Source organism: Pseudomonas stagnisoli (assembly GCF_048595745.1).
Taxonomy (GTDB): domain Bacteria; phylum Pseudomonadota; class Gammaproteobacteria; order Pseudomonadales; family Pseudomonadaceae; genus Aquipseudomonas; species Aquipseudomonas alcaligenes_A.
Map to the genome: position 1 here is coordinate 2,716,441 of NZ_CP184361.1, position 26,543 is coordinate 2,742,983.

The window sequence follows — 26,543 nt, forward strand, 5'->3', positions numbered from 1 at the left end:
AGACACTGGATGAAGAAGTCTGAACTCGTCACCACCTGCGTCATTTCTGGCGGGGTGCTGCTGGCCGCCCTACACCATGGCACCGTCTATCGGGACCAGTACCGTACCCGGGCGGAGTGTGAAGCCGACTGGGGGCGTTACTCAGGCTACTGCCAGGAGGAAAGCACTGGTGGCTCAGGCTATCGCTACTACGGTCCCAGCTACGAGTCCGGCGCTCGCCCGCGCACACTTGAGCCGCGCAAGGTGGCCGCTCGCGAGACCATCAAACGCAGTGGCTTCGGTTTCAGCGGCGCCCGCTTTTCGGCAGGCGGCTGATGCGCAGAATCGATTTTTTGCCCCGCCCGCACTGGCGCCAGCAGTGCGAAGACCTGGGCTTCACCTTTCACAGCATCGACGGCACTTACTGGGATGAGTCCGCCGCCTACGAGTTGACGTTGACCCAGGTCGAAACGCTCGAAACCGCGGCAGAGGAACTGCATCAGCTGTACATGGAGGCCGTGGAATGGGTGATCGAAACGCGTCATTTCGCCCCGTTCGCACTGCCTCCGGCTGCTGAAGCGCTGATCACCGAGGCCTGGGCTCGACGCGAACCGGCACTGTATGGCCGCTTCGATTTCTCCTGGAGCGGCCAGGGACAGCCGAAGCTGCTGGAATACAACGCCGACACCCCCACCGGACTGCTGGAAGCCAGCGTGGTGCAGTGGTACTGGCTGCGCGATGTGCTACCCGCTGCCGATCAGTTCAACTCGCTGCATGAGAAGCTGATCGAGCGGTGGCGCCAGATTGGCAAAGGGCGGGTACATTTCGCCGCCATCGAAGGCCACGAGGAGGACACCGGCAACGTTCTCTACCTTCTGGATGTGGCGCACCAGGCGGGGCTTGCAACGCACTACCTCCCCATCGAGGCTATCGGCTACGACACGCAGCGGCGCGCCTTCGTGGATCAGCATGCACACGTCATTGAGCACTGCTTCAAGCTGTATCCATGGGAATGGCTGCTCCAGGACGAGTTCGGCGCTCACATCGCCGAGAGCGGCATACTCTTTCAGGAGCCGGCCTGGAAGCTGCTGATGTCGAGTAAAGCCATGCTGCCAATCCTCTGGGAGCGCAACCCGGGCCACCCCAACCTGTTACCCGCAAGCTTTGCCGCCGACCTGCCTGAGCCCTACGTGCGCAAACCGCTGTATGCGCGCGAGGGACAGAACATCCAGATCATTGGTGCCGGGCAGCGCCTCGAAAGCGATGGACCTCATGCCAACGACGCCTGCATCTATCAAGGCTATGCACCGCTGCCGAGATTTGGCGACAGCTACACGGTGCTGGGTTGCTGGATGGTGGGGGACCAGGCCGCGGGGCTTGGTATCCGCGAGGACGCCACCCCCATCACCCGCGACAGCAGCCGCTTCCTCCCCCACTACTTCATCGAGTGATCGCCATGGCCATCCTGCACAACCTGCCCAACTTCCTGCTCTACTTCGCTACCGCGCTGGGCCTTTTCAGCCTGTTCATCAGCCTCTACCTGCACCTGACGCCCTATGCCGAGTTGCGGCTTATCCGCCAGGGTAACCTCGCCGCCGCAGTAGCTTTGCTGGGCGCGGTATTGGGCTTCGCGCTCCCGCTGGCAAGCAGCATCGCACACAGCGTGAGCGTGCAGGACATGCTGATCTGGGGCTTCATCGCCCTGCTGGTTCAGGCCTTGGTCTACGGAGTGGCCGCCCGCCTGCTGCCCGAGCTGAAACAAGGTATCGCCGAAGGCGAATTGGCGCACGGCGTGTTTCTCGGCGGCCTGGCCCTGAGCGTCGGCCTGATCAACGCGGCCTGCATGGTCTACTGAGAGACCCTGCGGTTGTAGCGCCCTGCCTGCGCCGGGATAATAGGCAACCTTTTTTGTGATCGCTCAGCCACGCGCATGACCGACTTCCTCCTCGCCCTGATCGGCGCAGCGCTGGTCAGCAATCTGATCCTCGGCCTGCCGCTGGCCGCCGATGCCCTGCGCCACACCCGCGCGCAGGCGCTGGGGCCGGCCGTCGCCTTGCTGATCCTGTTCGCCGCACCTGGCGCCTGGGTATTGCAGCAACTGCTGCAGGCGGTCGACCTGGCCTACCTGCACCTGTTGCTGTGCATACCGCTGCTGGCCGTGCTCGGCGGGTCGGCCCTGACCCTGCTGGCACGCTGGCGCCCCGACCTGGCCCAGCCCCAGCTATGGCCATTGCTGCTGGGTAATGGCCTGGGCGCCGCCGTTCTGGCCCGGTCGCTGGAGAGCTTCTCTGCCGCGCTGGCGCTGGGTATCGGCGGCGGCCTGGGCTTCTGGCTGGTGCTGCAACTGATGAGCGACCTGCTCGGGCGCATCGAGCAGTGCGATGTACCGGCCGTCTTGCGTGGTACACCGCTGCTGCTGATCGCCGCGGGCCTGATGAGCCTGGCCTTCCTCGGTTTCAATGGCCTGGGGGCGGCATGAGCGCACTGATCAGCATCCAGGCCATCGACGCCCTGCTGCCGCAGACTCAATGCGGAAAATGCGGGCACCCCGGCTGCAAGCCCTACGCCGAAGGCATCGCCAACGGCGAGGCAATCAACAAGTGTCCGCCCGGCGGCGACGCCACCATCCAGGCACTGGCACAACTGCTCGATGTGCCGGAGCTGCCGCTGGAGCTGCCCGCCGTACCGCCACAGATCGCCCTGATTCGCGAGGCCGAGTGCATCGGCTGCACCAAGTGCATCCAGGCCTGCCCGGTGGACGCCATCGTCGGCGCGGCCAAGCTGATGCATACGGTGATCAGCGCGGAATGCACCGGTTGCGAGCTGTGCGTGGCGCCCTGCCCGGTCGACTGCATCGACATTCTGCCGCTGGCCGACGCCGAAGCCTTGGCCCAGCGCCAGCGCGCCGACCAGTTCCGCCGCCGCCATCAGGCGCACCTCGCCCGCCTGGCGCGTGACGAAGCCAGGCGCAAAGCCGAGCGTGCCGCCCGTGCAGCGGTGGTTCCACCTGCCCCCGTCGCACAGCCAGCAGCGGCCAGCGACGACCAGTACAAGCGCCTGAAGATCGAGGCGGCCATGGCCAAGGTGGTGCTGGCCAAGGCCGAGAAGCAGCTGGCCCAGCGCGGCAATGCCGAGCTGCAGCGCCAGGTGGAGGAGCTGCGTCAGGCCGCCGAGCGTGCCCAGCAAGCTCTGGATCAAGCCACGCCGCCGGCGCCCGTTGCGCCCACTGCGGGCATCGCCGCGCTCAAGCAGGCCAAGATCCAGTTCGCCCTGCGCCGTGCCGAGCTGGACAAGGCCGTCCGCCAGGGCGCCGACGAAGCGACTGTGCAAAAGCTGCGCTCCACTCTCGAAGCTGCCGCTCAGGCCCTGCATGCCGCCGAGGACGCCAGTGGCAAGCCACTGCCCCAGCTGGTGCGTACCGACAAGCACCCCGTGGATCTCAGGCTGCGCGAACTGAAGACCGAGCACGCCTACGCCCGCGCCGAACTGCAGCGCCTGGAGCGGCGCCTGACGGCCAATGCCGCAGCGGTCGACCCGCAAGCCCTGCAGCAGGCCCGCCAGCGCCTGGCGGATGCCGAGCGACAGCTGCATGACCACCAGCAGCAGTGAACTGCGCTTCGACCCGCGCCCGAGCATGCAGCGGGTGCTGCTGGCCTGCCTGCCCGGTGCACTGGCACTGCTCTGGTTCAACGGCTGGGGCCTGCTGATCCAACTGCTGCTGGCCATCGCTACCTGCGTCGCCTGTGACCTGCTGACCCGCCGCCTGCGCGGCCAGCCACTGACGCCGAAGCCGCACAGCCTGTTCCAGCAGCCGTTACTGGCCGAAGGCAGCGGCCTGATCAGCGCCCTGCTGCTGGCCCTGGCGCTGCCCAGCTATGCGCCCTGGTGGCTGACTGTGGCCAGCGCCGCCTTCGCCAGCCTGTTCGGCAAGGCGCTGTTCGGCGGCTTCGGCAACAACCCATTCAACCCGGCCATGCTCGGCTACGCCTTCGCCCTGGTCGCCTTTCCCGCGCAGATGGTGCACTGGCCGGCGCCCGGCAGTGGCCACGACCTGCTGGCCGGGCTGCAGCAGATCTTCGGTTTCGGCCCCGGCCTGCCGGACGGCTGGAGCCAGGCAACGGTGCTCGACAGCCTGCGCCACAACGACCGCCTGACCGTCGACGAGCTGTTCGCCAGCCACCCGGCCTTCGGTGGCGTCGGCGGGCGCGGCGTCGAATGGGTCAACCTGGCCTTCCTCGCCGGCGGCCTGTTCCTGCTGCAGCAGAGGGTGATCCGCTGGCAGGCGCCGGCCGGCATGCTCGGCGCCCTGTTCGTCGCCAGCCTGCTGTGCTGGAACGGCTCGGGCTCGGACTCCAACGGCTCGCCACTGCTGCACCTGTTCAGCGGCGCGACCATGCTCGGCGCCTTCTTCATCGTCACCGAGCCGGTCAGCGGGCCGGACAGCCCGCGCGGCCGCCTGTACTTCGGCATCGGCGTCGGCCTGCTGACCTACGTCATCCGTACGTGGGGCGGCTACCCGGACGGCCTGGCCTTCGCCGTGCTGCTGATGAACCTGTGCGTCACCCGCCTTGACCGCCTGGGAGCGCCGCGATGAAGCGTGCCGTCTTGCTCCTGCTGCTGATCGCCCTGCTCGGCGCCGGCCTGCTCGCCCTGCTCCAGCATTTCGCCGCACCGCGCATCGAGCAGCAGCGCCAGGCCGCCGCCGAACGCGCCCTGCTCGACCTGCTGCCCGCCGGCAGCTACGACAACCGCCCGCTGCAGCAGCCCATCGCCCTGCCGGCTGGCGGCCTACTGGGCAATGGCCGCGCCGAACAGGGTTACCTGGCCAGCCTGAACGGCAGGCCCAGCGCCGTGCTGCTGCCAGTGTCAGCTCGCGGCTATGAAGGGCCGATCCAGTTGCTGGTGGCCGTCACCGCGGATGGCCGCCTGCTCGCCAGCAAGGTACTGCAGCAGCAGGAGACGCCGGGCCTGGCCGACCTGTCGGCACCCGCGCGGGTCAGCTGGCTGCGCAGCCTCGATGGCAAGAGCCTGGGTGCAGACTGGCGCCTGCGCGTGGACGGCGGGCGCATCGACCAGATCGCCGGCGCCACCGTCACTTCCCGCGCAGTGACGGATGCATTGCAGCGCGCCCTGCGCTTTTTCGATGCCGAACGCGAGCAACTGCTGGAGGCGCAACCATGAAGCGCGGCCTGCAGCTGCTTACCCTGGCGCCGCTGATCGGCTGTACCGACCTGCTGATCAAGGCACTCGGCATTGGCCTGGCCGGCCTGTTGCTGATCCCGCTGTGTGCCCTGTTGCTGGCGCCACTGCGCGCTCGTCTCAGCGGCAACGGCCTGGTGCTCGCCGCGCTGCTGATTGGCGCCACGCTGGCCAGCTGCGCCGAGCTGGCACTGCAGCTGTTCAGCACCGAGCTGGCCAACGCGCTCGCACTGTTCCTGCCATTATTGGCGCTGCCATGCCTGGCCCAGGCACTCGACGACGACACCAATATCGAGCGTGCTGCCCAGACAGGCCTGCTGTTCGCCCTGACCGCCCTGGCAATGGGTGTGCTGCGCGAGGTCCTCGGCCACGGCAGCCTGTTCGCCCACGCCAACTGGCTGCTCGGCCCGGCCGCCACGGGCTGGCACTGGAATGCCAGCCTACCCCTGCTGACGCACAGCGCCGGTGGCTTTATCCTGCTTGGCCTGCTATTCGCCCTGCTCTGCCACCTCAACCAAGACGACGCCCGATGAACGCCGCCAAGCGCTTTGAGATCTTCCGCCGCCTGCACGAAGACAACCCCGAGCCCAAGACCGAACTGGCCTACAGCACGCCCTTCGAGCTGCTGGTGGCGGTGACACTGTCTGCCCAGGCCACCGATGTCAGCGTCAACAAGGCCACGGCCAAGCTGTTTCCGGTGGCCAACACCCCGGAGGCGATCTACGCCCTGGGCGTCGAGGGCCTGTCCGAGTACATCAAGACCATTGGCTTGTACAACAGCAAGGCGAAGAACGTCATCGAGGCCTGCCGCCTGCTGATCGAGAAGCATGGCAGTGTGGTGCCAGACAACCGCGAAGACCTCGAGGCGCTGCCAGGGGTCGGCCGCAAGACCGCCAACGTGGTGCTCAACACCGCGTTTCGCCAGCCGGCCATGGCGGTCGACACGCACATCTTCCGGGTCAGCAACCGCACCGGCATCGCGCCCGGCAAGAACGTGCTGGAGGTGGAGAAGAAACTGCTCAAGTTCGTGCCCAAGGAGTTCCTGCTGGACGCCCACCACTGGCTCATCCTGCACGGCCGCTACGTCTGCCAGGCACGCAAACCGCGCTGTGGCGCCTGTCGCATCGAGGATCTGTGCGAATACAAGGGCAAGACTTCAGACGATTGACGAGCCTTTGAATCCCACATGGCTCCGATTGAAAAAATCTTTTTTACCGGCTCCAGCTTTGTGGTTATAAGGTGCGCCATCAGCATTCCGAACGCTGGAGTGGCCCCTTATGAGCACTGACAAAGAAGAACTCGAACTCGAAGATGATTTCGTCGTCGAGGAAGTTGAAGACGCCGGCGAGCGCACCGTGGAAGTCGCCAAGACCAACCTGACCAAGCGCCGCATCATCGACAACCTGCTCGAGGAACGTCGCCTCAAGAAACAGCTGAGCGACTACGACTTCGACCTCTGAACGCCGAACAGAAAAAAGCCCCGCGATGCGGGGCTTTTTCGTTGCAGCGCGGCCTCAGTCGTTGCGCGAGGGCGACAGCAGCTCGATCTTGTAACCGTCCGGATCCTCGACAAAGGCCAGGATGCTGCTGCCATGCTTCATCGGGCCTGGCTCGCGGGTGATCTTGCCGCCACGGGAGCGGATGTCCTCGCAGGCCTTGTAGACGTCTTCCACTTCCAGGGCGATGTGACCGTAGCCGGTGCCCAGCTCGTACTGATCCACGCCCCAGTTGTAGGTCAGCTCGATCACGCTGTTCTCGGCCTCGTTGCCGTAGCCGACGAACGCCAGGGTGAACTGGCCGTCCGGGTAGTCCTTGCGACGCAGCAGGGTCATGCCCAGCACTTCGGTGTAGAAGGCGATGGAGCGGTCCATGTCGCCGACGCGCAGCATGGTATGCAGCAGTCTCATCAGGTTTTCCTCTTCGTAAAAAACAGAACCCCGGCTCGTGGCCGGGGTTCGTCTGGCACGGGTGTTCAGCTTATCAGAACAGCTTGCGGCCCTTGCCGGCGGCGATGCGCATGCGCAGCGCGTTGAGCTTGATGAAGCCGGCCGCGTCCGCCTGGTTGTAGGCGCCGCCATCTTCCTCGAAGGTCGCGATGTTGGCATCGAACAGCGAGTCGTCGGACTTGCGGCCAACCACGATGACGTTGCCCTTGTACAGTTTCAGGCGCACCACACCGTTCACGTTGGTCTGCGAGGCGTCGATCATCTGCTGCAGCATAAGACGCTCCGGGCTCCACCAGTAGCCGGTGTAGATCAGGCTGGCGTACTTGGGCATCAGCTCGTCTTTCAGGTGGGCCACTTCGCGGTCCAGGGTGATCGACTCGATGGCGCGGTGGGCGCGCAGCATGATGGTGCCGCCGGGGGTCTCGTAGCAGCCGCGCGACTTCATGCCGACGTAGCGGTTCTCGACGATGTCGAGGCGACCGATACCGTTGGCACCGCCGATGCGGTTCAGCTCAGCGAGCACCTGGGCCGGGGTCATTTCCTTACCGTCAATGGCGACGATGTCACCCTTGCGGTAGGTCAGCTCGATGTAGGTCGGGACGTCCGGGGCCTTCTCCGGGGAGACGGTCCACTTCCACATGTCTTCTTCGTGCTCGGTCCAGGTGTCTTCCAGCACGCCACCTTCATAGGAGATGTGCAGCAGGTTGGCGTCCATGGAGTACGGCGACTTCTTCTTGCCGTGGCGCTCGATCGGGATGGCATGCTTCTCGGCGTAGTCCATCAGCTTCTCGCGGGACAACAGGTCCCACTCGCGCCAGGGAGCGATCACCTTGACACCCGGCTTCAGCGCATAGGCGCCCAGCTCGAAACGCACCTGGTCGTTGCCCTTGCCGGTGGCGCCGTGGGAGATGGCGTCGGCGCCGGTCTCGTTGGCGATCTCGATCAGGCGCTTGGCGATCAGCGGGCGAGCGATGGAGGTACCCAGCAGGTACTCGCCTTCGTAGATGGTGTTGGCGCGGAACATCGGGTAGACGAAGTCGCGGACGAATTCTTCGCGCAGGTCGTCGATGTAGATTTCCTTGACGCCCATGGCCTGGGCCTTGGCACGGGCCGGCTCGACCTCTTCGCCCTGGCCGAGGTCGGCGGTGAAGGTCACCACTTCGCAGTTATAGGTGTCTTGCAGCCACTTGAGGATCACCGAGGTATCCAGGCCACCGGAATAGGCCAGAACTACCTTCTTAACGTCCGCCATGCCAATCAACTCCACGGGTTGTACGGAAAACCGGGGATTCTACCGGCCGTGTGGAATGATTTACAGGGGCGCGACAGACTCTAGCGACAAAGCGACAGTTTTATTTGCCGGCGCGACGTCAGGATTTCGCCGCCGGGGCCGCCGTGGGAGCAGGCTCACTGGCGGCCGGTGCAGCTTCGGGCGCAGGCGCAGCGGGAGCTGCGGCGGGGGCCGGCTCAGGCGTCACGACTGGCTCGCGTGACAGCGTCAGGGTTACGCGGCGGTTCTGCGCGCGGTTGGCCTCACTGCTGTTTTTCACCAAGGGATAGCGTTCGCCATGGAAGCGCACGACGATCTGCTCGGCAGGAATCCCTCTGGACCTCAGGTACTCCTCCACCGCCAGGGCGCGCCGCCTGGAGTTATCGCGATTGGTCAGACGATTGCCACTGCTGTCGGAGTGGCCGTCTAGCTGGAAGCGATTGACGCTGGGGTCGGCCTTGATGAAATCGAGAATGATGTCGAGCTTGGCCTGGGCCAGCGGCTCCAGCTGCGTGCCGTTCGGAAAGCCCAGCTGAGTCTGGCGGATCTGGTCGAAATTCACCGGCAGCAGACCCGCCGTGCACTTGAGGTAGTCGTTATAAGCCTTGTTGAAGCGGATCGGCAGCAGGCGCACTTCCAGGCTGTCGCCCCCATGCAGGGTGCGATGACGCACCAGCGGACTGCGCCCCTCCATCAGGCCGGAAAGCAGGCGCCCGGCCTGCTCCTGGTTGCTGTTGAACGGTACCTGGCCGCTGCCAACCGCCAACGCCCCCAGGTTGATGTCACCGCGACCCGGCTGCCAGGGCGCCGCTGCCGCCAGCAGGGTCGCCGATCCGGATCCCAGCCAGCGCTCGCGCACTGTGAGCCGGAAAGTCGCCTGCTCGCCGGCGCGGCGCACGAACTCACCGCTGCCGAAATCGGCGATGGGTTGACTCAGACGACACTCGAACTGATCGCCCTCAACCTTCCACTCCACTTTCTCCATGCGCGTCTGGAAAGTGATGGCCGCGGCCGGCATGCACCAGGGCAGGCAGGCGAGCAGGCTGAACAGGAAGGCAGGGGATCGGCGCAAAGTCGGCTCCGTCGGGAGAAACGGCTATCACAGCCCATATCGGCGGCGCCGGAACAAACTTGATAGGCACAACGAAACGACAGCAGGGCCACTGGCAAAACTGGTAGCATTCGCCCCACGTTTCACCTGCCGGGAACTCCCATGTCCGACCGCCTTACCCTGCTGCGCCCAGACGACTGGCATATCCACCTGCGAGATGGCGCCGTCCTGCAGCACACCGTCCGCGACGTCGCGCGGACCTTCGCCCGCGCCATCATCATGCCCAACCTGGTGCCGCCGGTGCGTACCGCCGAAGAGGCCGATGCCTATCGTGCCCGCATCCTGGCTGCTCGCCCGGCCGGCAGCCGCTTCGAGCCGCTGATGGTGCTCTACCTCACCGACAAGACCTCGACCGACGATGTGCGTGCGGCCAAGGCCAGCGGCTTCGTGCATGCCGCCAAGCTCTACCCGGCCGGCGCCACCACCAACTCCGACTCCGGCGTGACCAGCATCGACAACATCTTCCCTGTGCTGGAAGCCATGGCCGAGGTCGGCCTGCCGCTGCTGGTGCATGGCGAGGTGACTCGCGCCGAAGTCGACGTGTTCGACCGCGAAAAGCGCTTCATCGATGAGCACCTGACCCGCGTGGTCGAGCGCTTCCCGACCCTGAAGGTGGTGTTCGAACACATCACCACCGGCGACGCCGCTGCCTTCGTCAAGGCCGCGCCCGCCAACGTCGGCGCCACCATCACCGCCCACCACCTGCTGTACAACCGCAACCACATGCTGGTCGGCGGCATTCGCCCGCACTTCTACTGCCTGCCGATCCTCAAGCGCAACACCCATCAGGATGCCCTGCTGGATGCCGCCACCAGCGGCAATCCGAAGTTCTTCCTCGGCACCGACTCGGCACCGCACGCCAAGCACGCCAAGGAAGCCGCCTGCGGCTGCGCCGGCTGCTATACCGCGCATGCTGCCATCGAGCTGTACGCCGAAGCCTTCGAGCAGCGCAACGCGCTGGACAAGCTGGAAGGCTTCGCCAGCTGCCATGGCCCGGACTTCTACGGCCTGCCGCGCAATACCGACCATATCACCCTGGTCCGCGAGGACTGGGTCGGTCCGACCGAGTTGCCGCTGGGCGAGCAGGTCGTGATCCCCCTGCGCGCCGGCGAGAAGCTGCGCTGGCGCCTGCAGGAGGACCAGGCATGAGCGAGGAACATTTCGACGACGAACTCGACGGCAGCCTGCCGTCCGGCCCGCGCCACCCGATGGCCGCGCGTTTCCGCGGCTACCTGCCGGTGGTGGTGGATGTCGAGACCGGCGGTTTCAACGCCGCAACCGACGCCCTGCTGGAGATCGCCGCGACCACCATCGCCATGGACGAAGGCGGCTTCCTCTATCCGGACCACACGCACTTCTTCCGCGTCGAGCCCTTCGAGGGCGCCAATATCGAACAGGCAGCGCTGGAGTTCACCGGCATCAAGCTGGATCACCCACTGCGCCAGGCGGTGAGCGAGGAGCAGGCGCTGACCGAGATATTCCGGGGCCTGCGCAAGTCGATCAAGGCCAATGGATGCAAGCGCGCCATCCTGGTCGGTCACAACAGCAGCTTCGACCTCGGCTTTCTGAATGCCGCGGTGGCCCGTTGCGACATCAAGCGCAACCCCTTCCACCCCTTCTCCAGCTTCGACACCGCCACGCTGGCCGGCCTCGCCTACGGCCAGACCGTACTGGCCAAGGCCTGCCAGGCGGCCGGCATCGATTTCGACGGCAAGGAAGCGCACTCCGCGCGCTATGACACCGAGAAAACCGCCGAGCTGTTCTGCGGCATCGTCAACCGCTGGAAGGAAATGGGCGGCTGGGATGAATTCGACCAGTAAGCCCCCTGCCCCGTGATGAAGAACCCGGCCCAGGCCGGGTTTTTTGTGCCCCATCGAAAGAAGGCGCAGCGCCGGCCAAAGGGAAACTCACGCAGCTGTGAAATCAATTCGCCAATCTTTGACAAGCATTCTCATTAGCATTAGTATCCTGCCAACAGTAATCCTACTCGATAGAGCCTGCAGCATGTACGTTTGCCTGTGCCACGGTGTGACAGACGGCCAAATCCGCGAAGCCATCTACGAAGGCTGCTGCAGCTATCGTGACGTGCGCGACAGCCTCGGCGTGGGCACCCAGTGCGGCAAGTGTGCCTGCCTTGCCAAGCAGGTGGTGCGCGATACCCTCGGCGAACTGCAGAGCAGCCAGAGCGCCCTCGCCGGCCAGGCAAGCTTCGTCGCCGCCTGACCCCGAACACAAAAAAGCCGGACCCAGGTCCGGCTTTTTCATGCCCGCAGGAAAACCTCAACCCTGTGGCACACCGCTGTGGAAACGGAACTCCTGATCCGGCGACTCGATCAGCTCACGCTCGGTGGCACGCACGCGCTCAACGGTGCGCTCGACATCACTCGCCTCGCCGTACTGATAGGCCAGCTTGAGATAGCCCTGGAAATGGCGAGCCTCGGACTTGAGCAAGCCGCCGTAGAACTTGCCCAGCTCCTCGTCCAGGTGCGGCACCAGCGCCTCGAAACGCTCACAGCTGCGCGCCTCGATGAAGGCGCCCACCACCAGGGTATCCACCAGTTTCTGCGGCTCATGGTTACGCACCTGCTTGCGCAGCCCGGAGGCATAACGCGAAGCGGACACCGGGCGCGGCTCGATGCGGCGCTTCTTCATGATGCGCAGCACCTGCTCGTGGTGAACCAGCTCCTCGCGCGCCAGGCGCGACATGAAATTGACCAGATCGAGCGCCTGGTTGTACTTGGCGATCAGCGCCATGGCCGTGGAGGCCGCCTTGAACTCGTTGTTCTTGTGATCGATCAACAGCGTCTGCTGATCGGCCAGGGCCGCCTCGACCCAGGCAGCAGGCGTCGGGCAGGCAAGAAAGTCATGGATGCTGAGTTCGGTATTCACGGCGCGAATGTTGGCAGGCAGTAACGAGGCGCGCCATTATACGGATGAAGGCGCGCGGGGCCAGCGATGCCGTGATGCAGGTCAAGACGCCGCCAGCGGCCGCCTCTATAGTGGGCTGCATTCAAGCACCTCAAGCACAGGGAGACGCTCATGCAAGCCATACGCAGCATTCTGGTGGTGATGGACCCCCAGCACCCCGAGGGCCTGGCGCTCAAACGCGCCAAGCTGATCGCCGGAGTGACCCAGTCGCATCTGCACCTGCTGGTCTGCGACAAGAAAGGCGACCACGCCGACTACCTCGCGCAGCAACAGGCCGCACTGCAGGAGGAAGGTTTCAGCGTCAGCATCCAGCAGGCGTGGCACGAAGGCCTGTACCAGACCATCATCTCCGTGCAGCAGGCCGAGGGCTGTGGCCTGGTGGTCAAGCAGCACGTACCGGACAACCCGCTGAAGAAGGCCCTGCTCACCCCCGAGGATTGGAAGCTGCTGCGCTACTGCCCGGGCCCGGTGCTGATGGTCAAGACCGACAATCCCTGGACCGGCGGCGTAATCCTGGCGGCGGTCGATGTCGGCAACAGCGATGCCGAGCACCGCACCCTGCATTCAGGCATCGTCAGCCACGGCTACGACATTGCCAACCTGGCCAAGGGCACCCTGCACGTGATCAGCGCACACCCCTCGCCCATGTTGTCCGCAGCCGACCCGACCTTCCAGCTCAAGGAAACCATCGAGGCGCGCTACCGTGCACAGTGCAAGGCCTTCCAGGCCGAATACGACGTGAGCGACGAGCGCCTGCATGTGGAGGAAGGCCCAGCCGATGTACTGATCCCCTACACCGCGCAGAAGCTGTCCGCGGTGGTCACCGTGGTCGGCACCGTGGCGCGCACCGGCCTGTCTGGCGCTTTGATCGGCAATACCGCGGAGGTGGTGCTGGACGCCCTGGAAAGCGACGTGCTGGTGCTCAAGCCGGACGAGATCATCGCCCACCTCGAGGAGCTGGTCGCCCAGCGCTGATCGCCCACACGAAAAAGCCGCCCTCGGGCGGCTTTTTTCATGGTGCCAGGTCAGACTCGGATTTCCATGCCCTCGCGCAGGAAGCGCGGTGCGATATAACGCTCGTAATGGGCCTCGGAGAGCAGGAAGAACTCGCGATCGATGGCCTCGCGCAGCTCCGGCAACGGCCAGTCGCGAAACTCCGGCAGCAGCACCAGGCCATAGGCATCCAGGCGACTGATCAGCCTCGAGGCGCGGGCAATCAGCTGATAGGCCCAGCAGTATTCCGACTGCTCGGGCACGAAGCGCACCTGGCGCTGCTCCAGCTGGGCGCGCAGGCGCAGCGGATCGAACACCTCGACCTTGCCCTGCATCACCTGCACCAGCAGCACCTCCAGGCGCCGCCACACGGCGCGCTTCTCCTCGTCGTTGTAAGCATTCCAGTTCACCACTTCATGGTGGAAACGCTTGCAGCCGCGACACACCAGGTCGCCGTAGACGGTGGAACAGAGGCCGACGCAAGGCGTCTTGATGCGCTGACTGGACATGTGTTGCTGGTAGATACGCGATGAAACGGGCGGCCCATGATAGCGAGTCCACCCCGGAGGGTCACCATGACCAACCAGACCTTTGTCGACTTGCCAGACAAACGACAAGCAGTAGCCTTAGAGGCCGATTGGATCCGGGTTTGCGCTTAACTTTGGCGTCCCGTTCCAGTAGAATCGGACCGCCTTTTTAGGCATCGATGTCCGTCAGAAGCTGTTTTCAAAGCGTCACGAGCACAGTTATCCGCCAGGAACGATGTTGGCGCAGCAAGGCTGCGCCAGCCCTCATCCCCCCTCGCTCCTGCGGCGTAAAACTTTGAAAGCAGCTTCTAGTATGAGGCTGTCGACACGTCGGCCAGTGCGCTCACAAAGCGCAGCGGCGCAATGTGCGACGGTTTTATGGATGAGCGTTGCGGGCCGCCGCGACCACTGATGAGGGTAATAACTGTGCTTGAAGCCTATCGCAAACACGTAGAAGAGCGCGCCGCTCTGGGGATCGTTCCTCAGCCGCTGAACGCCGAGCAAACTGCAGGCCTGGTCGAGCTGCTGAAGAACCCGCCGGCTGGCGAAGAAGCCTTCCTCGTTGACCTGATCACCAACCGTGTTCCGCCGGGTGTGGACGAGGCCGCCTACGTCAAGGCCGGTTTCCTCTCCGCTCTGGCCAAGGGCGAAGCCAGCTCCCCGCTGATCGACAAGAAGCGTGCCGTCGAACTGCTGGGCACCATGCAGGGCGGCTACAACATCGCCACCATGGTCGAGCTGCTGGACAGCGCCGAGCTGGCCGAAGTGGCCGCCGAGCAACTCAAGCACACCCTGCTGATGTTCGACGCCTTCCACGACGTCGCCGAGCGCGCCAAGAAGGGCAACGCCGCCGCCAAGGCCGTGATGCAGTCCTGGGCTGACGGCGAGTGGTTCACCAAGCGTCCGGCCGTACCGGAAAAAGTCACCCTGACCGTATTCAAGGTCACCGGCGAAACCAACACCGACGACCTGTCGCCGGCGCCGGATGCCTGGTCCCGCCCGGATATCCCGCTGCACGCCCTGGCCATGCTGAAAATGGCCCGCGACGGCATCAACCCGGATCAGCCGGGTTCCGTCGGCCCGATCAAGCAGATGGAAGCGCTGAAAGCCAAAGGCTTCCCGGTTGCCTACGTCGGTGACGTGGTCGGTACCGGTTCCTCCCGTAAGTCCGCCACCAACTCGGTGCTGTGGTTCTTCGGTGACGATATCCCCTACGTGCCGAACAAGCGCGCCGGTGGTTTCTGCTTCGGCACCAAGATCGCCCCGATCTTCTACAACACCATGGAAGACGCCGGCGCCCTGCCGATCGAATTCGACTGCACCAACCTGGCCATGGGCGACGTCATCGACGTGTACCCGATCAAGGGCGAAGTGCGCCGTAACGGCAGCGACGAACTGGTCACCAGCTTCCAGCTGAAGACCGACGTACTGCTCGACGAAGTCCGCGCCGGCGGCCGTATCCCGCTGATCGTCGGCCGCGGCCTGACCGAGAAGGCGCGTGCCGAGCTGGGCCTGGCCCCGTCCACCCTGTTCAAGAAGCCGGAATCCCCGGCCGACAGCGGCAAGGGTTTCACCCTGGCCCAGAAGATGGTTGGCCGCGCCTGCGGTCTGCCGGAAGGCAAAGGCGTGCGTCCGGGCACCTACTGCGAACCGAAGATGACCACCGTCGGCTCCCAGGACACCACCGGCCCGATGACCCGCGACGAGCTGAAGGACCTGGCTTGCCTGGGCTTCTCCGCCGACCTGGTGATGCAGTCCTTCTGCCACACCGCGGCCTATCCGAAGCCGATCGACGTCAAGACCCACCACACCCTGCCGGACTTCATCATGACCCGCGGTGGCGTGTCCCTGCGTCCGGGCGACGGCATCATCCACAGCTGGCTGAACCGCATGCTGCTGCCGGACACCGTCGGCACCGGTGGTGACTCGCACACCCGCTTCCCGCTGGGTATCTCCTTCCCGGCCGGTTCCGGTCTGGTGGCCTTCGCCGCCGCCACCGGCGTGATGCCGCTGGACATGCCGGAATCCGTACTGGTGCGCTTCAAGGGCAAGCTGCAACCGGGCATCACCCTGCGTGACCTGGTCCATGCCATCCCCTACTACGCCATCCAGGCCGGCCTGCTGACCGTCGAGAAGAAAGGCAAGAAGAACATCTTCTCCGGCCGCATCCTCGAGATCGAAGGTCTGAACGAGCTGACCGTCGAGCAGGCTTTCGAGCTGTCCGACGCCTCCGCCGAGCGTTCCGCTGCCGGTTGCACCATCAAGCTGCCGGAAAGCGCCATCGCCGAGTACCTGAAGTCCAACATCACCATGCTGCGCTGGATGATCGGCGAAGGTTATGGCGATGCCCGTACCCTGGAGCGTCGCGCCCAGGCCATGGAAGCCTGGCTGGCCAACCCGCAACTGCTGGAAGCCGACAAGGACGCCGAGTACGCCGCCGTGATCGAGATCGATCTGGCCGACGTCAAGGAGCCGATCCTGTGCGCCCCGAACGATCCGGACGACGCCCGCCTGCTGTCCAGCGTGCAGGGTCGCAAGATCGATGAAGTGTTCATCGGTTCATGCATGACCAACATCGGTCACTTCCGCGCTGCCGGCAAGCTGCTGGACAAGGTCAAAGGTGGTATCCCAACCCGCCTGTGGCTGGCTCCGCCGACCAAGATGGACCAGCACCAGCTGACCGAGGAAGGCTACTACGGCATCTACGGCAAGGCCGGCGCCCGCATGGAAATGCCGGGTTGCTCGCTGTGCATGGGTAACCAGGCACGCGTGCAGACCGGTGCCACCGTGGTCTCCACCTCCACCCGTAACTTCCCGAACCGCCTGGGCGACGCCACTGACGTCTTCCTGGCCTCGGCAGAGCTGGCCGCCGTTTCCTCGATCATCGGCAAGCTGCCGACCGTAGAGGAGTACATGGCCTACGCGAAGGATATCGACAGCATGGCTGCCGACATCTACCGCTACCTGAGCTTCGACCAGATCGCCGAGTACCGCGAAGCCGCGGCCAACGCGAAGATCCCGGTCATCCAGGCCTGAGCCTAGCCGAATGAAAAAGCCCCGCCCCGTGCGGGGCTTTTTCTTGACACAAAGCAGCACCCGGCGGGCTCGCGCCCGGTTAGAGTGCCGCATAACCACACACTGGGAGTGAAACGATGAAACGCCACCTCTGTATCGCCGCGCTGTGTCTGCTGAGCCTTACCGGCTGCGCCAGCGAGTACATCATCACCACCAACGATGGGCAGATGCTCACCAGCTACGGCAAGCCGGAACTGGACGAAGACACCGGCATGCTCGAGTTCGAAGACGGTGAGGGACGCAAGCAGCAGATCCCGCAGACCCAGGTCAAGCAGATGCTGGAACGCTGAGTTCGCGCCGCCCTCCTGACCCCGCTTCGGCGGGGTTAGTTTTGTCTGGCACATCGCTTGCTTAGTCCATCGCAACAAGCTGACACCAACGGCGGTGACAGCACTCAGACAATGGCGTCGTTTCCCGCGGGCACTGGCTGCACGCGTGAGCGACGCTTTTTTGTTCAACGGCGGAACAAACACGATGACCGATACCAGCAATACCCGTAGCGATGCCCTGGCCTGGGTCGCCGGCAGCGATGCACCGGAGAAGAGCGCACTGAATCTGGGCTTCATGGCCCTGACAGACTCCGCCTCGCTGATCGTCGCTGCGACACAAGGCTTCGCCCAGCCCTACGGACTGACCCTCAACCTGCAGCGCCAAGCTTCCTGGGCCGGCCTGCGCGACCGCCTGCTGAGCGGCGAGCTGGATGCCGCGCAGATGCTCTACGGTCAGGTCTACGGCATCGACCAGGGGCTCGGCGGTCCGGCCACCGAAATGGCCATCCTCATGGGCCTGTGCCAGAACGGCCAGGCCATCAACCTGTCGCAACCGCTCAAACAGGCCGGCGTGACCAGCGCCGAGGCATTGGCCGCGCGCGTGCACCAAGGTGGCGCAAAGCTCACCTTTGCCCAGACCTTCCCCACCGGCACCCATGCCATGTGGCTGTACTACTGGCTGGCGGCCCAGGGCATCCATCCGCTGGAGGATGTCAGCACCGTGGTGGTCCCCCCCTCGCAGATGGTCGCCCACCTGCGCGCCGCCCGCATCGACGGCTTCTGCGCCGGCGGCCCCTGGGGCGCCCTGGCGGTCGAGGAAGACCAGGGCTTCACCCTGGCCACCAGCCAGGACATTTGGGCAGACCACCCGGAAAAGGTGCTCGGCGTGACCCGTGAATTCGCCGAGCAGTACCCCAACACCGCCCGCGCTCTGACCATGGCCGTGCTGGAAGCCAGCCGCTTCATCGATGAGAGCGAAGAGAACAAGCGCGGCACTGCGCAGCTGATCAGTGGCAGCGACTACGTCGACGCACCGCTCTCGGCGATTCAGCCACGCTTCCTCGGACCAGTACGAGGACGGCCTCGGCCACGCCTGGCTGGACGCCCACCCGCTGCGCTTCTTCGCCGGCGGCGAGGTGAACATGCCGTGGCTGTCCGACGGCATGTGGTTCCTCACCCAGTTCCGCCGCTGGGGCCTGCTCAAGGACGATCCGGACTACCTCGGCATCGCCCGCCGCATCCATCGCCTGGACCTCTACCGCAGCGCCGCCGAAGCCCTCGGCATCGCGGTGCCGGAGCAGCCGATGCGCACCTCCACGCTGCTCGACGGCAGCGTCTGGGACGGCAGCGATCCAGCCGGATACGCCCGCTCCTTCGCCATTCATGCCCGCGCCAACGGCGCCGCCGCCATCGCCCTGTAACGGACCGAGATAACCGCCAGATGCTACGCATACTCCTGATCAACGATACGCCGAAAAAGGTCGGTCGCCTGAAGAGCGCGCTGGTCGAAGCCGGCTTCGAGGTGATCGACGAATCCGGCCTGACCATCGACCTGCCCGAGCGGGTCGAGGCGGTGCGCCCCGACGTGGTGCTGATCGACACCGAATCGCCCGGCCGCGATGTAATGGAACAGGTGGTGCTGGTCACCCGTGACCAGCCACGGCCGATCGTCATGTTCACCGACGAGCACGACCCGCAGGTGATGCGCCAGGCCATCCAGTCCGGGGTCAGCGCCTACATCGTCGAGGGTATCCAGGCCGAGCGCCTGCAGCCGATCCTCGACGTGGCCATGGCCCGCTTCGAGAGCGATCAGGCCCTGCGTGCCCAGCTGCAGGCCCGCGACGCCCAGCTGGCCGAGCGCAAGCGCATCGAGTTGGCCAAGGGCCTGCTGATGAAGATGAAGAGCTGCAACGAGGAAGACGCCTACACCCTGATGCGGCGCCAGGCCATGAGTCGCCAGCAGAAGCTGATCCAGGTGGCCGAGCAGATCATCGCCATGCACGACATGCTCGGCGACTGAGGCCTCGGGCGGTGCAACTGTACCGCCCGCAAGCCAACTGTTACTCCCGCTGCGACGGAGCAGATCCGCACTGTACGACCATCTGCAGACAACTGTGTACCTGCTGCTGCAGAGACACTGCGGCTATCGTGAGGGCATCCACCTGCCATCACGGAAGCGCCATGCCCACCGAAGAACGCCAGCTGCTGGCCGAGGCTGACCGCCGCGCCCTCGCCTACCTTGACCAGACACCCGCACGCCGGGTGTTTCCCGACGCCGATGCCATTGCTGCACTGGACACCTTCGATCAGGCCCTGCCGGAGCACGGCCGGGCCCCCGAACAGGTTCTGAAACAGCTCGACGAAGTTGGTTCGCCAGCCACCGTAGCCAGCAACGGCCCGCGCTACTTCGGCTTCGTCATCGGCGCCACCCTCCCCGCCGCTGCGGCTGCCGAGCGCCTGGTGCTGGCCTGGGACCAGTGCGCTTCCTCCTTCGACAACTCGCCGGTCGCCGACCGCCTGGAGAAAGTCGCCGGGCGCTGGGTCTGCGAGGCGCTCGGCCTGCCCCGCGAAAGTGCGGTGGGCTTCGGCACCAGCGCCACCGCCTGCACCCTGGCCTGCCTTTCCGCAGCACGGCGCACGCTGCTGGCCCGCCTGGGCTGGGACTTCGATGCCGACGGTCTGATAGGCGCACCGGAGATCCGCGTGGTGCTCTCGGAAACCGCGCACATCACGGTGAAGAAGGCCCTGCGCATCCTCGGCTTCGGCATGAACCGCCTGCACTACGCCGCGGTCGATGCCCACGGGCGCGTCGATCCGGCGCGCCTGCCCGCGCTGGACGCACGCACCCTGCTGATCCTGCAGGCCGGCGAAGTCAACACCGGCGAGTTCGACCGCTTCGCCGAACTGATTCCCGGGGCCCGCGCTGCCGGCGCCTGGGTACATGTCGACGGCGCCTTCGGCCTGTGGGCCAGAGCTTCCTCCTCGACACACCTGGCCGAGGGCGTGGAGCTGGCCGACAGCTGGACCAGCGACGGCCACAAGTGGCTGAACACCCCCTACGACAGCGCCATGGCCATCTGCCGCGACGCCGACGCCCTGGCCGCGGCGATGAACAGCGATGCCGCCTACGCCACGGCAAGCAAGGATGCACAGAAGAACCTGACCCTGGAATTCTCCCGGCGCGCCCGCGGCGTGGCGATCTGGGCGGCACTGGCCAGCCTTGGCCGCGACGGCCTGCGCGAGATGATCGACCGTCATATCCGCCAGGCCGGCGAGCTGGCCGAGGCGCTGCGCGCCGGTGGCTACCAGGTGCTCAACCGCGCGGTGCTCAACCAGGTGCTGGTGCGCGGCGACTCGGATGCGCAGACCATCGCCATCCGCGAGGCAGCCCAGGCCTCCGGCGAGGTCTGGTTCGGTCCGACCGTCTGGCAAGGCCGCCCGGCCTTCCGCCTCAGCCTGTCGTCCTGGCGTACCCAGGATGAGGACGTGCAGGCCCTGGCCGAACTGCTGCTGCGCCTGAAGCGACAGCTCTGACGCGGAAACGCCCCTCTCCCCAGCCCTCTCCCGTAAACGGGAGAGGGAGCCAAAGCGAGCCGCATGTACCCGACCCGCTGTGCAGACACGTCCCTGGTTCCAACAACTGCTCCGCCCCATTGCCACAGAACTGCTCTGGACAACGGCAGGCCCGCACCCTTATCTTCGCGCCAGGCCACATGCAGGTGGCCTGCGTCGCTCGGACGGTTCCGGGCGCTTACGTACTTCGAGGACAGCATGGCTGACAATGCCAAGCGCCGCTTTGCGCGCATCGATCGTCTCCCCCCCTACGTTTTCAATATCACCGCCGAACTGAAGATGGCCGCCCGCCGCCGTGGCGAGGACATCATCGACTTCAGCATGGGCAATCCGGACGGCGCCACCCCGCCGCATATCGTCGAGAAGCTGGTGCAGGTCGCCCAGCGCGAAGACACCCACGGCTACTCCACTTCCCGCGGCATACCGCGCCTGCGCCGCGCCATCTCTCGCTGGTACAAGGACCGCTATGACGTGGAGATCGACCCGGAAAGCGAAGCCATCGTCACCATCGGCTCCAAGGAAGGCCTGGCACACCTGATGCTGGCCACCCTGGACCACGGCGACACCGTACTGGTGCCCAACCCCAGCTACCCGATTCACATCTATGGCGCGGTGATTGCCGGCGCTCAGGTGCGCTCGGTGCCGCTGGTGCCGGGCGTGGACTTCTTCGCCGAGCTGGAGCGGGCCATCCGCGAAGCGATTCCGAAACCGAAGATGATGATCCTCGGCTTCCCCTCCAACCCCACCGCGCAGTGTGTGGAGCTGGACTTCTTCGAGCGGGTGGTGGCCCTGGCCAAGCAGTATGACGTGCTGGTGATCCACGACCTGGCCTACGCCGACATCGTCTACGACGGCTGGAAAGCCCCGTCGATCATGCAGGTGGAAGGCGCCAAAGATATTGCGGTGGAATTCTTCACCCTGTCCAAGAGCTACAACATGGCCGGCTGGCGCATCGGCTTCATGGTCGGTAATCCGGAACTGGTCAGTGCCCTGGCGCGGATCAAGAGCTATCACGACTACGGCACCTTCACCCCGCTGCAGGTGGCGGCCATCGCCGCCCTGGAAGGCGACCAGCAGTGCGTGCGCGATATCGCCGAGCAGTACCGGCAGCGCCGCAACATGCTGGTCAAGGGCCTGCATGAAGCTGGCTGGATGGTGGAGAAGCCCAAGGCCTCCATGTACATCTGGGCCAAGATCCCCGAGCCCTATGCCCATATGGGCTCGCTGGAGTTCGCCAAGAAGCTGTTGCTGGAGGCCAAGGTCTGCGTCTCGCCGGGCCTGGGCTTCGGCGACTATGGCGACGACCACGTGCGCTTCGCCCTGATCGAGAACCAGGACCGTACCCGTCAGGCCATCCGCGGCATCAAGGCGATGTTCCGCGCCGATGGTCTACTCGAGGCGCCACCCACCAAACCGAAACGCGCCACCGACAAGGCCAAGCCTGCAGCGGTGTAAGAAGGCCAAGGCCCTGACACGAGTCGGGGCCTTTTCATTTCAGCCCGAGTAATCCAGCGCCGTCCAGGCCCGCGACAGGTCGCTGGCAATGCTGCACCCGGGCCGCTCCAGAGCCTCGCCGGCACCATGGGCCAGGCGTGTCACCTCACCCTCGCCACCGCGCTCGGTCAACCACTGCAGGCGTCCGCAGTTGGGCGTTTCGATCACGTAGCTGGCGGCGATGCTCGATTCCTGCCCCGGCAGCTTGACCACGTCGAGCACCCTGCCGGCCTCCTCGATCCGCTTGCCATCGCGCACCAGCACGGCCCAGGCCGCGCCGCCCTCGATCACCAGGTAGGCGCCGTTGGCCTTGGGTTGTTCCAGTTGCGGCTGGGCACAACCCGCCAGCACGGCCAACAGCAGAAATGTCATCAGCTTGTGGTGCATATAAGCGACTCCTGTTCCGACTTCGGTTGCGATGCGCCGACGGCACTTGAGCTGTACTATTATCCAGTAGTGTTTATTTGTACAGTATTTTTCATTTACTCTTGTGCGGCCCTGGAACCCGAGGAGATCGACCATGCTGGACGTGCTGCAGCTGAAGAACAAAGTGAACCAGATGCCGCTGGAGAGCATCCGCGCCACGGTCGACGAGCTGCGCCTGGAAGGCCTGGTCACCGGCAGCAAGACGCCCTTCAAGCGAGTGCATTTCAACACCTGTTTCGCCGAGATCGAGGCGCTGCTGCAGCGCGCGGGCTACCACCGCCAGGTCGACGTGGTCGGCTACCAGGGCCAGGCCTACGCACTGTTCGATCCAGGCCGCTGGGAGGCAGTGGAAGTGTTGCGCTGGCTCAAGGAGTACGTCGAGGAGGCACAGCGCCAGCGCGTCTGAATCGGCGAGGCACCGAACCAAAAGCGCTCACACTGGCACACACCTGGCCCCCGCACGGTGCAGATGCTTGCACCGCCCTGCACCTGCGACAGCCAAGTCGCACCGTCCCTGGAAGCACCTAAGGTACTGACCAGAAAGACTTTTGTAGGCAGTTAAGGACATCGGAGAGGGTCTTGCCGACGACGCTCTCTGAGCGCGAAGGAAAACTGGCAAGGGCCTTGCAAAGGCCTTGTCAGATTCCAGCGCAGCACACCAACGGCGGTGAGCCGCGGATCACGGACAACGGCGTCCGTCAGAACACCCTCCCCCATCGGGCGTTCTGGCGTACGCCGTTTTTTATTGCCCATGAAAAGGAACACCCCATGAGTGAGCGTGATTCGAAAAAACCGGTCGACAACAGCCGCCGCAATTTCCTCAAGCAGTCCATCGCCATCGCCGGCACGGTCGGCGGCATCGCCGCCCTGGGCCTGTCCGCCCCCGGCTTCCTGCGCAGCGCCGCCTATGCCGCCGGCTCCGACGCCCCGGAAAAAGCCGCACTGAAGATCGGCTTCATTCCGCTGACCGACTGCGCCTCGGTGGTGGTCGCCGCCACCCAGGGCTTTGCCGCCAAGTATGGTCTGACCATCACCCCGAGCAAGGAGGCCTCCTGGGCCGGCGTACGCGACAAGCTCAACACCGGCGAGCTGGATGCCTCGCACGTGCTCTACGGCATGATGTACAGCTCCCAGCTCGGTATCGCCGGCCCGCAGAAAGACATGGCGGTACTCATGGGCCTCAACCAGAACGGTCAGGCCATCACCCTGTCCAAGCAGCTCAAGGAAGCCGGCATCACTACCGGTGAGCAGCTTGCCGCGCATATCAAAAAGGGTGGCAACCCGCTGACCTTCGCCCAGACCTTCCCCACCGGCACCCACGCCATGTGGCTGTATTACTGGCTGGCCCACTACGGCATCAACCCCTTCACCGACGTGAAGACCATTACCGTGCCGCCGCCCCAGATGGTGGCCAACATGCGCATCGGCAACATGGACGGCTTCTGCGTCGGCGAACCCTGGGGCGCACGGGCGATCTTCGACAAGATCGGTTTCACCGCCACCACCACCCAGCAGATCTGGGCCGACCATCCGGAGAAAGTGCTCGGCTGCTCCCGTGAGTTCGTCGAGCAGAACCCCAATACCGCCCGCGCCCTGGTCATGGCCCTGCTCGACGCCAGTCGTTTCATCGAAGCCAGCGCGGAGAACAAGAAGGCCACCGCCAAGCTGATATCCGGCAAGGCCTACGTCAACGCGCCGACCGAGGTGATCGAGCAGCGCTTCCTCGGCAACTATGAAGATGGCCTGGGCAACAGCTGGGAAGACAAGAACCCGATGGCCTTCTGCAAGGACGGCAGCGTCAACTTCCCCTACCACTCCGACGGCATGTGGTTCCTCACCCAGTTCAAGCGCTGGGGTCTGCTCAAGGACGACCCGGACTACGCCGCCGTGGCCGCCCAGGTCAACCAGACCAAGCTCTACAGCGAAGCCGCCGGCGCTCTCGGCATCGCCGTGCCAAGCAGCCCGCTGCGCAGTAGCACGCTGATCGACGGCAAGGTCTGGGACGGTTCCAACCCGGCGGCCTATGCCGCGTCATTCGCGATCAAGGCCTGAGGAGGTAAGTGAGCATGAATGCCCCTGTCAACGCGCCACTGCCGGTGGTCAAAGCCGCCGCGTCCAGCGTGCCTCCGCGTCCGGCCTCGCCGGTCGCGGAGGCGCTCGCCGCCCTGTGCAAGGCGGCCATCCCGCCACTGCTAGGCATCGCCCTGTTCATCGGCCTCTGGGCCCTGGTAGCAGCGCGCAGCGAAGGCCTGCCGGGCCCACTCTCAACCTGGTACGCGGCGCTGGAACTGTTTGCTGATCCGTTCTACGACAATGGCCCCAACGACATGGGCATCGGCTGGAACATTCTCAACTCGCTCGGTCGGGTGGGTGTCGGCTTCGGCCTGGCGGCGCTGATTGGCATCCCACTGGGTTTCGCCATTGGCCGTTTCGCCTTCCTCGGCGGCATGCTTGCACCGATCATCAGCCTGCTGCGTCCGGTATCGCCACTGGCCTGGCTGCCGATCGGCCTGCTGGTGTTCGAGGCCGCAGGCCCCGCCTCGATCTGGGTGATCTTCATCAGCTCGATCTGGCCGATCATTCTCAACACCGCCGCCGGCGTGGCCAGCGTGCCGCAGGACTACCTCAACGTGGCCCGCGTGCTCAAGCTGTCGGAGTTCAAGGTGCTGACCCGCATCCTGTTCCCCGCCGTGCTGCCGCACCTGATGACTGGCATCCGCCTGGCCATCGGCGTGGCCTGGCTGGTGATCGTCGCTGCGGAAATGCTCACCGGCGGCGTCGGTTTGGGCTTCTGGGTATGGGACGAGTGGAACAACCTCAACGTCGAGCACATCCTCATCGCCATCATCATCGTCGGCCTGGTCGGCTTGGCCCTGGAGCAGGCGCTCCTGCTGCTGGCCAAGCGCTTCGACTACGCGAATTAAGGAGCCATCGATGGACAAGTTCGTTGAGCTGACCGCCGTCAGCAAACACTTCGACACCAAGAAGGGGCGCTTCCAGGCCCTCAGTGACGTCAACCTGAGCATCGCCAAGGGCGAGTTCGTCTCGCTGATCGGCCACTCCGGCTGCGGCAAATCCACCGTGCTCAACCTGATCGCCGGCCTGCTGGAGGCCAGCGAGGGCGGGCTGATCTGCAACGGCCGCGAGATCGACGGCCCTGGCCCGGAGCGCGCCGTGGTGTTCCAGAACCACAGCCTGCTGCCCTGGATGACCTGCTTCGGCAACGTCCACTTGGCGGTAGAACGGGTATTCGGCGGCAAGGAAAGCAAGGCGCAGCTGAAGGAACGCACCCTGCAGGCACTAAATATGGTGGGCCTGAGCCACGCTACTCACAAGCACCCCAACGAGATCTCCGGCGGCATGAAGCAGCGCGTCGGCATCGCCCGCGCCCTGGCCATGGAACCCAAGGTGCTGCTGATGGATGAGCCCTTCGGCGCCCTGGATGCCCTTACCCGCGCGCACCTGCAGGACGAGCTGCTGCGTATCGTCGGCCAGACCCACAGCACCGTGGTCATGGTGACCCACGACGTCGACGAGGCGGTACTGCTCTCTGATCGCATCGTGATGATGACCAACGGCCCGGCCGCGACCATCGGCGATATCGTGCAGGTCGAGCTGGCCCGCCCGCGCGACCGCCTGGCGTTGGCCAATGACAGCCAGTACCACGAGTACCGCACGGCCGTGCTGGAGTTCCTCTACCAGCGCCAGCAACGCCCGGCGGCTTGAGCATGGCGGCATCATGAGCCCGGCCAC

The 26,543-nt window shown here is 65.1% G+C and carries 29 protein-coding genes and 1 pseudogene; 24 read left to right on the forward strand and 6 right to left on the reverse strand.

Features of this window, described 5'->3' with window-relative positions:
- Window positions 1-9 precede the first annotated feature (9 nt).
- The 10 genes from ACOAPY_RS13035 (at window position 10) to ACOAPY_RS13080 (ending at window position 6,638) form a co-directional block, all read left to right on the forward strand.
- Window positions 10-315, forward strand: coding sequence for a hypothetical protein (locus ACOAPY_RS13035; protein ID WP_076578137.1), 306 nt, complete (start codon window positions 10-12; stop codon window positions 313-315).
- Window positions 315-1,430: a glutathionylspermidine synthase family protein gene (locus ACOAPY_RS13040; protein WP_465153533.1), complete on the forward strand. Its 1,116-nt coding sequence runs from the start codon at window positions 315-317 to the stop codon at window positions 1,428-1,430. The genes ACOAPY_RS13035 and ACOAPY_RS13040 overlap by 1 nt, the downstream gene beginning before the upstream one ends.
- Before the next feature lie 5 nt (window positions 1,431-1,435).
- Window positions 1,436-1,834, forward strand: a complete 399-nt coding sequence (locus ACOAPY_RS13045; RefSeq protein WP_076578133.1) for a DUF350 domain-containing protein — start codon at window positions 1,436-1,438, stop codon at window positions 1,832-1,834.
- A 75-nt stretch (window positions 1,835-1,909) separates the two neighbouring features.
- Window positions 1,910-2,458 (forward strand): Rnf-Nqr domain containing protein, encoded by a 549-nt coding sequence (locus ACOAPY_RS13050; protein ID WP_465153534.1) that lies wholly within the window; start codon window positions 1,910-1,912, stop codon window positions 2,456-2,458.
- Window positions 2,455-3,588 carry an electron transport complex subunit RsxB gene (rsxB, locus tag ACOAPY_RS13055; protein WP_465153535.1) on the forward strand — a complete coding sequence of 378 codons (1,134 nt, stop codon included), beginning with the start codon at window positions 2,455-2,457 and terminating at the stop codon, window positions 3,586-3,588. Before ACOAPY_RS13050 ends, rsxB begins: the two co-directional genes overlap by 4 nt.
- Entirely contained in the window at window positions 3,569-4,573 is a 1,005-nt protein-coding gene (locus ACOAPY_RS13060) for an RnfABCDGE type electron transport complex subunit D (RefSeq protein WP_465153536.1), read from the forward strand. Before rsxB ends, ACOAPY_RS13060 begins: the two co-directional genes overlap by 20 nt.
- Window positions 4,570-5,160, forward strand: a complete 591-nt coding sequence (locus ACOAPY_RS13065; RefSeq protein ID WP_465153537.1) for an RnfABCDGE type electron transport complex subunit G — start codon at window positions 4,570-4,572, stop codon at window positions 5,158-5,160. The genes ACOAPY_RS13060 and ACOAPY_RS13065 overlap by 4 nt, the downstream gene beginning before the upstream one ends.
- Window positions 5,157-5,711: an Rnf-Nqr domain containing protein gene (locus tag ACOAPY_RS13070; RefSeq protein ID WP_465153538.1), complete on the forward strand. Its 555-nt coding sequence runs from the start codon at window positions 5,157-5,159 to the stop codon at window positions 5,709-5,711. The genes ACOAPY_RS13065 and ACOAPY_RS13070 overlap by 4 nt, the downstream gene beginning before the upstream one ends.
- Window positions 5,708-6,346 carry an endonuclease III gene (gene nth, locus ACOAPY_RS13075; protein WP_021699636.1) on the forward strand — a complete coding sequence of 213 codons (639 nt, stop codon included), beginning with the start codon at window positions 5,708-5,710 and terminating at the stop codon, window positions 6,344-6,346. The genes ACOAPY_RS13070 and nth overlap by 4 nt, the downstream gene beginning before the upstream one ends.
- Window positions 6,347-6,455: 109 nt before the next feature.
- On the forward strand, window positions 6,456-6,638 hold the full coding sequence (locus tag ACOAPY_RS13080) for a PA3496 family putative envelope integrity protein (RefSeq protein ID WP_076578123.1): 183 nt from the start codon (window positions 6,456-6,458) through the stop codon (window positions 6,636-6,638).
- Between the two features lie 54 nt (window positions 6,639-6,692).
- Here ACOAPY_RS13080 and gloA read toward each other — a convergent pair whose 3' ends face one another.
- The 3 genes from gloA to ACOAPY_RS13095 form a co-directional block, all read right to left on the reverse strand.
- Window positions 6,693-7,085: a lactoylglutathione lyase gene (gloA, locus tag ACOAPY_RS13085; protein ID WP_021699638.1), complete on the reverse strand. Its 393-nt coding sequence runs from the start codon at window positions 7,083-7,085 to the stop codon at window positions 6,693-6,695.
- 73 nt (window positions 7,086-7,158) lie between these two features.
- On the reverse strand, window positions 7,159-8,376 hold the full coding sequence (locus ACOAPY_RS13090; protein ID WP_465153539.1) for an argininosuccinate synthase: 1,218 nt from the start codon (window positions 8,374-8,376) through the stop codon (window positions 7,159-7,161).
- A gap of 118 nt (window positions 8,377-8,494) precedes the next feature.
- On the reverse strand, window positions 8,495-9,412 hold the full coding sequence (locus ACOAPY_RS13095; protein ID WP_465156806.1) for a flagellar protein MotY: 918 nt from the start codon (window positions 9,410-9,412) through the stop codon (window positions 8,495-8,497).
- A gap of 195 nt (window positions 9,413-9,607) precedes the next feature.
- Between ACOAPY_RS13095 and pyrC the strand changes: the two genes are divergently transcribed.
- The 3 genes from pyrC to ACOAPY_RS13110 all read left to right on the forward strand — a co-directional run bounded on the left by pyrC (window position 9,608) and on the right by ACOAPY_RS13110 (window position 11,728).
- Window positions 9,608-10,654 carry a dihydroorotase gene (gene pyrC, locus ACOAPY_RS13100; RefSeq protein ID WP_465153540.1) on the forward strand — a complete coding sequence of 349 codons (1,047 nt, stop codon included), beginning with the start codon at window positions 9,608-9,610 and terminating at the stop codon, window positions 10,652-10,654.
- Window positions 10,651-11,325, forward strand: a complete 675-nt coding sequence (gene rnt, locus ACOAPY_RS13105; protein ID WP_465153541.1) for a ribonuclease T — start codon at window positions 10,651-10,653, stop codon at window positions 11,323-11,325. The genes pyrC and rnt overlap by 4 nt, the downstream gene beginning before the upstream one ends.
- 184 nt (window positions 11,326-11,509) lie before the next feature.
- On the forward strand, window positions 11,510-11,728 hold the full coding sequence (locus tag ACOAPY_RS13110) for a bacterioferritin-associated ferredoxin (protein ID WP_465153542.1): 219 nt from the start codon (window positions 11,510-11,512) through the stop codon (window positions 11,726-11,728).
- Window positions 11,729-11,785: 57 nt separating this feature from the next.
- On the opposite strand, the gene ACOAPY_RS13115 is transcribed toward ACOAPY_RS13110, so the two are convergent.
- Complete coding sequence (locus ACOAPY_RS13115) at window positions 11,786-12,394, reverse strand: MiaE family protein (RefSeq protein WP_256720026.1); 609 nt, start codon at window positions 12,392-12,394, stop codon at window positions 11,786-11,788.
- Between the two features lie 150 nt (window positions 12,395-12,544).
- On the opposite strand from ACOAPY_RS13115, the gene ACOAPY_RS13120 reads away from it, so the two are divergent.
- Window positions 12,545-13,408, forward strand: coding sequence for a universal stress protein (locus tag ACOAPY_RS13120; RefSeq protein WP_076578115.1), 864 nt, complete (start codon window positions 12,545-12,547; stop codon window positions 13,406-13,408).
- Window positions 13,409-13,458: 50 nt separating this feature from the next.
- On the opposite strand, the gene ACOAPY_RS13125 is transcribed toward ACOAPY_RS13120, so the two are convergent.
- Window positions 13,459-13,935, reverse strand: a complete 477-nt coding sequence (locus tag ACOAPY_RS13125; RefSeq protein WP_465153543.1) for a DUF1289 domain-containing protein — start codon at window positions 13,933-13,935, stop codon at window positions 13,459-13,461.
- Window positions 13,936-14,379: 444 nt separating this feature from the next.
- On the opposite strand from ACOAPY_RS13125, the gene acnB reads away from it, so the two are divergent.
- The 6 genes and pseudogenes from acnB (at window position 14,380) to alaC (ending at window position 22,325) form a co-directional block, all read left to right on the forward strand.
- On the forward strand, window positions 14,380-16,989 hold the full coding sequence (acnB, locus tag ACOAPY_RS13130) for a bifunctional aconitate hydratase 2/2-methylisocitrate dehydratase (protein ID WP_076578111.1): 2,610 nt from the start codon (window positions 14,380-14,382) through the stop codon (window positions 16,987-16,989).
- A 116-nt stretch (window positions 16,990-17,105) separates the two neighbouring features.
- Window positions 17,106-17,318: a YgdI/YgdR family lipoprotein gene (locus tag ACOAPY_RS13135; RefSeq protein ID WP_465153544.1), complete on the forward strand. Its 213-nt coding sequence runs from the start codon at window positions 17,106-17,108 to the stop codon at window positions 17,316-17,318.
- Window positions 17,319-17,502: 184 nt separating this feature from the next.
- Window positions 17,503-18,718, forward strand: a pseudogene (locus tag ACOAPY_RS13140) (CmpA/NrtA family ABC transporter substrate-binding protein).
- Window positions 18,719-18,738: 20 nt separating this feature from the next.
- Window positions 18,739-19,317, forward strand: coding sequence for an ANTAR domain-containing response regulator (locus ACOAPY_RS13145; RefSeq protein WP_076428890.1), 579 nt, complete (start codon window positions 18,739-18,741; stop codon window positions 19,315-19,317).
- 161 nt (window positions 19,318-19,478) lie between these two features.
- Window positions 19,479-20,831: a pyridoxal phosphate-dependent decarboxylase family protein gene (locus ACOAPY_RS13150; RefSeq protein ID WP_465153545.1), complete on the forward strand. Its 1,353-nt coding sequence runs from the start codon at window positions 19,479-19,481 to the stop codon at window positions 20,829-20,831.
- A 237-nt stretch (window positions 20,832-21,068) separates the two neighbouring features.
- Window positions 21,069-22,325, forward strand: a complete 1,257-nt coding sequence (gene alaC, locus ACOAPY_RS13155) for an alanine transaminase (RefSeq protein WP_465153546.1) — start codon at window positions 21,069-21,071, stop codon at window positions 22,323-22,325.
- 39 nt (window positions 22,326-22,364) lie between these two features.
- Here the strand turns inward: alaC and ACOAPY_RS13160 are convergent, their stop codons facing one another.
- Window positions 22,365-22,751 carry a hypothetical protein gene (locus tag ACOAPY_RS13160; protein WP_076578105.1) on the reverse strand — a complete coding sequence of 129 codons (387 nt, stop codon included), beginning with the start codon at window positions 22,749-22,751 and terminating at the stop codon, window positions 22,365-22,367.
- A gap of 133 nt (window positions 22,752-22,884) precedes the next feature.
- Here ACOAPY_RS13160 and ACOAPY_RS13165 point away from each other — a divergent pair, with 133 nt between their 5' ends.
- The 4 genes from ACOAPY_RS13165 (at window position 22,885) to ACOAPY_RS13180 (ending at window position 26,516) form a co-directional block, all read left to right on the forward strand.
- The gene (locus tag ACOAPY_RS13165; RefSeq protein WP_061904031.1) at window positions 22,885-23,196 is read left to right on the forward strand and encodes a hypothetical protein; all 312 of its coding nucleotides are present in this window, start codon (window positions 22,885-22,887) and stop codon (window positions 23,194-23,196) included.
- Window positions 23,197-23,558: 362 nt separating this feature from the next.
- Window positions 23,559-24,842, forward strand: coding sequence for a CmpA/NrtA family ABC transporter substrate-binding protein (locus ACOAPY_RS13170; protein ID WP_465153547.1), 1,284 nt, complete (start codon window positions 23,559-23,561; stop codon window positions 24,840-24,842).
- A gap of 14 nt (window positions 24,843-24,856) precedes the next feature.
- Complete coding sequence (gene ntrB / locus ACOAPY_RS13175; RefSeq protein WP_465153548.1) at window positions 24,857-25,714, forward strand: nitrate ABC transporter permease; 858 nt, start codon at window positions 24,857-24,859, stop codon at window positions 25,712-25,714.
- Window positions 25,715-25,724: 10 nt separating this feature from the next.
- A complete protein-coding gene (locus tag ACOAPY_RS13180; protein WP_076578099.1) occupies window positions 25,725-26,516 on the forward strand; it encodes an ABC transporter ATP-binding protein in 792 nt (263 codons plus the stop codon).
- The last annotated feature ends 27 nt before the right edge of the window (window positions 26,517-26,543 follow it).

Bases quoted from the DNA above. Each gene is read 5' to 3' on its own strand.
- ACOAPY_RS13170 (WP_465153547.1), top strand. From the start codon at position 23,559: ATGAGTGAGCGTGATTCGAAAAAACCGGTCGACAACAGCCGCCGCAAT.
- ACOAPY_RS13160 (WP_076578105.1), bottom strand. From the start codon at position 22,751: ATGCACCACAAGCTGATGACATTTCTGCTGTTGGCCGTGCTGGCGGGT.
- ntrB (WP_465153548.1), top strand. From the start codon at position 24,857: ATGAATGCCCCTGTCAACGCGCCACTGCCGGTGGTCAAAGCCGCCGCG.
- ACOAPY_RS13150 (WP_465153545.1), top strand. From the start codon at position 19,479: ATGCCCACCGAAGAACGCCAGCTGCTGGCCGAGGCTGACCGCCGCGCC.
- ACOAPY_RS13110 (WP_465153542.1), top strand. From the start codon at position 11,510: ATGTACGTTTGCCTGTGCCACGGTGTGACAGACGGCCAAATCCGCGAA.
- rsxB (WP_465153535.1), top strand. From the start codon at position 2,455: ATGAGCGCACTGATCAGCATCCAGGCCATCGACGCCCTGCTGCCGCAG.
- nth (WP_021699636.1), top strand. From the start codon at position 5,708: ATGAACGCCGCCAAGCGCTTTGAGATCTTCCGCCGCCTGCACGAAGAC.
- ACOAPY_RS13045 (WP_076578133.1), top strand. From the start codon at position 1,436: ATGGCCATCCTGCACAACCTGCCCAACTTCCTGCTCTACTTCGCTACC.
- ACOAPY_RS13035 (WP_076578137.1), top strand. From the start codon at position 10: ATGAAGAAGTCTGAACTCGTCACCACCTGCGTCATTTCTGGCGGGGTG.
- ACOAPY_RS13050 (WP_465153534.1), top strand. From the start codon at position 1,910: ATGACCGACTTCCTCCTCGCCCTGATCGGCGCAGCGCTGGTCAGCAAT.
- ACOAPY_RS13080 (WP_076578123.1), top strand. From the start codon at position 6,456: ATGAGCACTGACAAAGAAGAACTCGAACTCGAAGATGATTTCGTCGTC.
- ACOAPY_RS13070 (WP_465153538.1), top strand. From the start codon at position 5,157: ATGAAGCGCGGCCTGCAGCTGCTTACCCTGGCGCCGCTGATCGGCTGT.
- ACOAPY_RS13125 (WP_465153543.1), bottom strand. From the start codon at position 13,935: ATGTCCAGTCAGCGCATCAAGACGCCTTGCGTCGGCCTCTGTTCCACC.
- ACOAPY_RS13060 (WP_465153536.1), top strand. From the start codon at position 3,569: ATGACCACCAGCAGCAGTGAACTGCGCTTCGACCCGCGCCCGAGCATG.
- pyrC (WP_465153540.1), top strand. From the start codon at position 9,608: ATGTCCGACCGCCTTACCCTGCTGCGCCCAGACGACTGGCATATCCAC.
- ACOAPY_RS13040 (WP_465153533.1), top strand. From the start codon at position 315: ATGCGCAGAATCGATTTTTTGCCCCGCCCGCACTGGCGCCAGCAGTGC.
- ACOAPY_RS13165 (WP_061904031.1), top strand. From the start codon at position 22,885: ATGCTGGACGTGCTGCAGCTGAAGAACAAAGTGAACCAGATGCCGCTG.
- ACOAPY_RS13065 (WP_465153537.1), top strand. From the start codon at position 4,570: ATGAAGCGTGCCGTCTTGCTCCTGCTGCTGATCGCCCTGCTCGGCGCC.
- rnt (WP_465153541.1), top strand. From the start codon at position 10,651: ATGAGCGAGGAACATTTCGACGACGAACTCGACGGCAGCCTGCCGTCC.
- ACOAPY_RS13180 (WP_076578099.1), top strand. From the start codon at position 25,725: ATGGACAAGTTCGTTGAGCTGACCGCCGTCAGCAAACACTTCGACACC.
- alaC (WP_465153546.1), top strand. From the start codon at position 21,069: ATGGCTGACAATGCCAAGCGCCGCTTTGCGCGCATCGATCGTCTCCCC.
- ACOAPY_RS13145 (WP_076428890.1), top strand. From the start codon at position 18,739: ATGCTACGCATACTCCTGATCAACGATACGCCGAAAAAGGTCGGTCGC.
- ACOAPY_RS13095 (WP_465156806.1), bottom strand. From the start codon at position 9,412: ATGCCGGCCGCGGCCATCACTTTCCAGACGCGCATGGAGAAAGTGGAG.
- gloA (WP_021699638.1), bottom strand. From the start codon at position 7,085: ATGAGACTGCTGCATACCATGCTGCGCGTCGGCGACATGGACCGCTCC.
- ACOAPY_RS13120 (WP_076578115.1), top strand. From the start codon at position 12,545: ATGCAAGCCATACGCAGCATTCTGGTGGTGATGGACCCCCAGCACCCC.
- ACOAPY_RS13135 (WP_465153544.1), top strand. From the start codon at position 17,106: ATGAAACGCCACCTCTGTATCGCCGCGCTGTGTCTGCTGAGCCTTACC.
- ACOAPY_RS13090 (WP_465153539.1), bottom strand. From the start codon at position 8,376: ATGGCGGACGTTAAGAAGGTAGTTCTGGCCTATTCCGGTGGCCTGGAT.